Annotated in this window: 6 protein-coding genes; 4 read left to right on the forward strand and 2 right to left on the reverse strand. The window is 45.6% G+C overall.

The window, feature by feature from the left end; genetic code table 11:
* The coding region (locus QUA47_RS29890; protein WP_333433485.1) for a response regulator at positions 1 to 1,112 on the forward strand (1,112 nt) is incomplete at its 5' end.
* 450 nt (positions 1,113 to 1,562) lie between these two features.
* Here QUA47_RS29890 and QUA47_RS29895 read toward each other — a convergent pair.
* Positions 1,563 to 1,820 carry a hypothetical protein gene (locus QUA47_RS29895; RefSeq protein WP_333433486.1) on the reverse strand — a complete coding sequence of 86 codons (258 nt, stop codon included), beginning with the start codon at positions 1,818 to 1,820 and terminating at the stop codon, positions 1,563 to 1,565.
* Between the two features lie 125 nt (positions 1,821 to 1,945).
* Between QUA47_RS29895 and QUA47_RS29900 the strand changes: the two genes are divergently transcribed.
* From QUA47_RS29900 to QUA47_RS29910, 3 genes are all read left to right on the forward strand, one after another.
* Positions 1,946 to 2,569: a hypothetical protein gene (locus tag QUA47_RS29900; RefSeq protein ID WP_333433487.1), complete on the forward strand. Its 624-nt coding sequence runs from the start codon at positions 1,946 to 1,948 to the stop codon at positions 2,567 to 2,569.
* 304 nt (positions 2,570 to 2,873) lie between these two features.
* Positions 2,874 to 3,704 (forward strand): ParA family protein, encoded by an 831-nt coding sequence (locus QUA47_RS29905; RefSeq protein ID WP_190655507.1) that lies wholly within the window; start codon positions 2,874 to 2,876, stop codon positions 3,702 to 3,704.
* A 108-nt stretch (positions 3,705 to 3,812) separates the two neighbouring features.
* Positions 3,813 to 4,958, forward strand: a complete 1,146-nt coding sequence (locus QUA47_RS29910) for a ParB/RepB/Spo0J family partition protein (RefSeq protein ID WP_190655504.1) — start codon at positions 3,813 to 3,815, stop codon at positions 4,956 to 4,958.
* A gap of 860 nt (positions 4,959 to 5,818) precedes the next feature.
* Here QUA47_RS29910 and QUA47_RS29915 read toward each other — a convergent pair.
* Positions 5,819 to 6,013, reverse strand: coding sequence for a winged helix-turn-helix domain-containing protein (locus tag QUA47_RS29915; RefSeq protein ID WP_333433488.1), 195 nt, complete (start codon positions 6,011 to 6,013; stop codon positions 5,819 to 5,821).
* Positions 6,014 to 6,186 lie beyond the last annotated feature (173 nt).

A 6,186-nucleotide genomic window follows, 5' to 3' on the forward strand; every position in this document is an offset into this window, starting at 1 on the left:
TGACCTATCTTTTTTTACCACAAGTCGGTCAACCCCTCACCCGCTCCGGGTTTTGGCGGGGTTGTCACCCCGCCAGGGCGGGTAGGGTGAAGCTGACTGTAAAATGCCTTCAGTCTATGGCTAAAAAACCTTTACCCAAATTCTTTCTCCAATTCTCTGTGAAGGATACAGGCCCAGGCATTGCGCCTGATGAGGTTAGCCGTTTGTTTAAGCCGTTCGTGCAAGCTTCTGCTGGCAGAAAATCGCAAACGGGAACGGGTTTGGGATTGCCAATCAGTAACTCTTTTGTGAAGCTGATGGGTGGTGAAATTAAGGTCAAAAGTTCTGTGGGGAAAGGAACGGTTTTTAGTTTTTACGTTAAAGTCAGTCATGCTACTGAGAGCGAAGTTTATGACAGACTGCCGCAAAAACGAGTGAAGGGGTTGGCATCCAACCAACAAATGTATCGCATTCTGGTAGCGGACGATGAGTCGGCAAATCGGTTGCTGCTAACTCAGATATTGAAGTCGGCTGGCTTTCTTGTGTGGTTCGCGGATAACGGAACCCTGGCTGTTAAATTGTGGCGAAAGTACAAGCCGCATTTAATTTGGATGGATTTGAGGATGCCTGTTCTAGACGGCTTTCAAGCTGCTCAAAAAATTCGAGCACGGCCGAACGGTTCTAACACTAAGATTATTGCTTTGAGCGCTAATGCTTTTGTTAAAACCCAGGAACTCGCCATGTCGAACGGCTTCGATGACTTTGTTGCCAAACCGTTCCGAGAAACAGTAATTTTTGAGAAGATGGCGCTTCATTTGGGAGTTCGCTATATCTATGAAGAGGAGTCGTCTAGGAAGTCCGAACAGGATGAGCCTGTTGTGCAACTGACTTCTAAGTCGCTGTCTGTGTTGCCGAGGGAGTTGATTGAGAAGCTTTACAAAGCAGCCGCTTGTGGAGATGAGCAAGCGGTAAGGCTGTTGATTGAGCGAATTCCCCTGTCGCAGAAGCAAATTGCTCTGGCTCTGACTAAATTAGTTGACAATATGAGCTTAGATATTATCAGCGATTTGACTCAGAATTGCATTTCGGCCGATTGTACTATCGCAAAATCCCAAGACTGCGATCAAAGTTAACTCGGTTTTTAGATTCGTACCTCATATATCAATATATGAAGTTCAACCTTAGTCTATCGCCACATCCCAAGACTATTCTCAAAGTTAACTCGGTTTTGAGAATCGTACCTCAGATATCGATATATGACGTTCACCGAGTGCATTTCGGTAGATTAGGCGAGCTCACCATCCCAAGATTGCGATCAAAGTTAACTCTGTGTTTACAACCCGTACCTCAGATATCGATATATGACGTTCGGCAGATTGTACGATCACCAAATCCCAAGACTGCGATCAAAATCAACTCTGCGGTGAGAGTCTGTACCTCAGATATCGATATATGACGTTCGGCAGATTGTACGATCACCAAATCCCAAGACTGCGATCAAAGTTAACTCGGTTTTTAGAGTTCGTACCTCAGATATTGATATGTGACGTTCGGTAGATCGCAAAGCATTAGGACGATTTTGTTCAGACCAGCACGATTTGACAGAGCAATGCCGAGCAGAGGTACAGCCGATAATCTGCTAACAACTCACGCTCACTTGATTGTTTACTCCATGCTATCGGCTGTACCTGTCTGTACGTAACGACAGATGCGGGTTCGATCCGCAGTAGCAAGTCAGCGGATTTGGTCTGGGTGGAATGTGGCAGCGGGTCGAGCAGATTAGCGCTCAGTTGGAGATTCAGAGCAAGCTGGGATCGGGAACACAGGTTATTATTGGTCATATCTGTTGGGAACATCCGTTCGTAAAAACCTACCAAAATCGGGACAAAGCTATGAATAGCTTCCTGGCTTAACGAACGCGATCTAAATATAAAATTAGAGCGACGGAGTGAAAGGTGCAACTATTATGTCTTATAGCGAATTTTCCCTAGATGATATTAAGCATAAACTCGGCTTAACAATTAGAGAAGTATCTGAAGTCTTTACGGCTGTAGAACCGATCGCACCCAGTCAGCTTTTAAAGGAAACCTTAGCCGAAAATATTCCCTTAGCCTTGGGAATTGACACGGAAAAAGCGCGATCGGAGATGATAGTCGCTCCGGTATTGATTGAACTCCGCAGGCGGTGTGATCGTCAAATCAGCCTCTTTTCCGGTACGGAATTTAATATTGATCGAGTCAAAGGACTGAATGGCATTTGTGACTTTATGATTAGTCATTCACCAGAACAATTATCTTTAAATGCTCCCGTGTTTACACTTGTCGAAGCCAAGAATGACAATATCAAATCGGGAATTGCCCCGTGCATTGCAGAAATGTTGGCAGCCCAGATTTTTAATATTCAAAAAGATAACAGCATTTCCTGTGTTTATGGTGCAGTGACAACAGGCAGTATCTGGAGGTTCATGAAACTAGAAGATAGGACGGTTTATATTGAAACAACAGAGCATTTTATTGAAAACATTCAACTAATTCTAGGTATTTTAATGCAAATTGTTCAGTTGACTCGCCTAACCCTTCCGTGCCTTTGAAGTTCCCTAGTACATTGTACGATCGCACCGTCCCAAGACTGCGATCGAAGTTAACTCGGCGGTTAGATCCATACCTCAGATATCGATATATGACGTTCCGTGTTTCAGTCTAGCGATCGAACTTAAATTCTTTTCAACAATCTTCCCCGTACTAAACTTGACGATAATCTACTCGTCAGACTAAATATTAACTTGCTGTTTCACCGTGGGGCCCAACGGTGGTTTACCGCGATGCTCTCATATATCGATATCTGATGCCGACTCTCGATATATGATACTTAAATCATCTACTTAATTCAAAACCATGCAAATTCGACTAGCAGTCATCAGCAATGCTGGCGGCACTGGCAAAACCACACTTTCAGTTCACCTCGCCTACGAACTGGGGTTAAGGGGTTTGAAAGTAGCCATTATGGATCTCGACCCCCAAGGCTCCCTGACCCTTTTTTGCGGTCTAAATCCGCCAGAGCCAGAACACACACTGTCCGCCATAATGCGAGAAAGCTTCAATGGCTCTTGGCCTCTTACTCCTAGCTGGAGTTCCCACACCAATAATATAACCGTTTGTCAAGGCGGAATGACGCTGACGCAAACAGCAGACGAGTTAGTTCTGCACAAGCGTGGCGCTTATCTTCTGGGCGATTGCCTGAGTGACTATCCAATGGATCACGACCTAATTATCTTCGACTGCCCCGCTACCCTCGGCCCCTTGCCCTTGATGGCACTAACTGCTTGCACTCATATAATAGTGCCCGTACAGCTCGAACCAAAATCAATTCAAGGAGCAGCTCACCTGCTGGAGTGGTACTACCACCATTGCAAACAATTACGCCTCAAGCCGCAACCAGAAATCTTAGGGTTTGTACCCAACCAATACGATACGAAACGAGCCGTCCACCGACAACTTTTAGAGTCATTGCCAGCCCAGCTAGAGCAGATGAATATCCGCGTTTTTCCACCTATTCGGGACAGTGCAGAATTTGTCAATGCCAGCGGTCAAGGGTTGCCATTACACCTTTATCGCCCGCTTCACCCAGCTTTAGGCGACTTCAAAGAAATTGTTAAACAGTTAGCTACTTTAATGGGAAATGGAGTTGCTCCGGCTATTGCCAAAAAAGGAAAAAAAAAGAAATAGTGTTTGATTCACAGTCACAACTTGCGCCGGCGAAAACGAATCCTTCGTTTTTGGCTTATAGGCATGAACTGACTTCTTCCAATCCCCAATTTAAAATCTAAAATCGCTATGGCCACCCGTAAAGCTCCCGACTTGGGAAATTATTTTTCATCCGCCAAGCAGTCAATGCACCTCTCTGAAGCTGAATCCGAGATTCAGGAACTCAAAGCAGAAATTGAAGAACTGCGAAAATCGGGTTCAACGGAATTGGAATCTCAATTGACTGCACTGCGAGAACAACTAGAATCCGCCAGCGGTATCCTCTCCATTTCACTAGACCAAATTCAGCCTAATCCTGAACAACCCAGACAGACTTTTTTGCCAGAAAGTATCGAGTCCATGTCCCGTTCCCTCGCTAGTGACGGACAACTGCAACCCATTATCTTGATTCAACGGGGGGATTTGGTGATATTCGATGGAGAGCGGCGCTGGCGCAGCGCTAAAAATCTGGGCTGGGAAACTTTACAAGCTGTGATCGTTCCAGAACCCGCGGCTTTGCACCGCAAAGCACTGCTGACTTCCCTGCACCGGGAAGATCTCAATCCCCTCGATAAAGCAGAAGCTATTGTGCGGGAGTTGTCTGAAAATACGGGTTTGGAAGCTGCAACTATCCCCCGCATTCTCTCGACAGTGGTGCGACGCTTGAACGCGCAAAAACGGATGAACTTGGTTTCCGAGTTGGTGACGGTGGCACCTGACGAGCAGCAACAGGGTTTGGCCGCTGTGGGTTTGGATGAACAAGAGTTGGCCGTTTTGCGGACACTGTTGGATTTGCAGCTCAATCCCGCTTCTATCGATGCCAACATTTTCCCGATGCTGTCTTTGGCTGATGACCTTAAGACTGCTATCAGGCAATTAGGACTTAAAGGGGTTCATGCAATGGCTCTTTCTAAACTCTCTGCTAAAAATTTAGTCTTGCCAGAGGAAGAAGCGCAGCCGATTAGAGTTCAAGCAACCGATCGAGTTATTGCCGAGAAATTGTCGGTGACTCAAACTCGTAAATTGGTGCAAGAAATTATCAATTCTAATCTGGATGATTTCCCAGGGGCAGCCCGCCAATTCAAGCAGGTTAAGTTGGCAGCCGGGAATTTGAAAAAGCTCTCACCTCAAGTGTTGGAGCAAGCTGAGGTTGACCAACTTGTGGAGTTGCAGGAGGTTTTGCGCCAAAAGCTGGCGGAAATTGAGGCGGTTTTAAAGCAAAATACTGAGAAATAACGGCAAAGTTTCGATCGGTCTGCTTGCTAAAATCGATCGAGTGGAAACACTCGCCGTTTTCATCGCTCCGTATGCCTCTAATCTTGGCAAACCAGGGTACGAGAAAACCGCTGAGATACCAGCGGGAAGGGGGTTGGTTGATGATTTCTGGGGCGTGGGCTTCGTCGTCGGGGATGGGGCCGATCAGGTCGAGTTGTAAAGCGTCGATTAGGTGTTGGCGGACTTCGGCGGGGGTTGTTGGGGTTGCATTGATATTCATTATATGCCTTTGCCTTTAATTAAATTGTTTAATAATTAGTCCAAACTTTAATGCCTAAATGATTCCTTATATCAATTCCGGTTGCACCGGAATGATATAGCTTTGGTTTTTGGCCACCAATGGAAACAAGTAATCCCTTTAATCAAAGAAGATTGTTTCAGCAGAACTTGGCAGCGCTGAAATAATACTTCTTCTAATTCATCAAGATTTTGAAATGACCGATTGCCAATTGGTTCATTTACTAAAGGCCACAGACGTTCTGAGACAGTTGTAATTCGGGAGAATGAGAGGGCATAAATTCCAAGTGTAGACCAAGAAGGAACTATAACTTGTGGGCTAGTATGCCAACCAGCGTAGGTCTTTAGTTAAGATGATGTGTTTATTTTTACCAACTCCAAATTTTCTAGCAAAATCTTCTAAAACTAAGTTGAAAAGCTCAATGTTAACTTTTGGAAGAATCCAAAAGTAGGTTTCTCCCGTTGACGGGTGTACAAAACCATACAACCATAGCCATTGATATCGCCAATTGACGTTGGCTATGGGCTGCTCCCCATATCCTACCCACACTCGCCTAACTATAGGTTTTAGTCCGAGACGATGCTCATCCATTGCCCACACTTCTACTGCTGCTGATGGATACTGCTGTTGAATTCGTTTGGCTCGCGATCGCAGTTTTTTTCCAAGCTTCTTGGACTTCCAGGTCAGTCAAGTCGTGTTCCGGTCGAGGTATCCGCAACCGAAACTCCAACGAACGTAGGTAGTCCCAACCCCTTTGTACGCGCTCCTGGACGGTCAAGTAATATCAGGTTCGGATAATTAGTTATAATTAAGGGCAGCCGATTCACAGGGACGCCAATCCCCCTATGCCAAAAAAAGTCCAGTTAGAACCGCACTTAACCCTCTTTTGTCACTCTCGTGGTAGTATAAGCAGTGACACACCCCAAAAGCATTGCCAGTCCTATGGTAGAG

The sequence above is a fragment of the Microcoleus sp. MON2_D5 genome, from assembly GCF_036701905.1.
Classification (GTDB): Bacteria; Cyanobacteriota; Cyanobacteriia; order Cyanobacteriales; family Microcoleaceae; genus Microcoleus.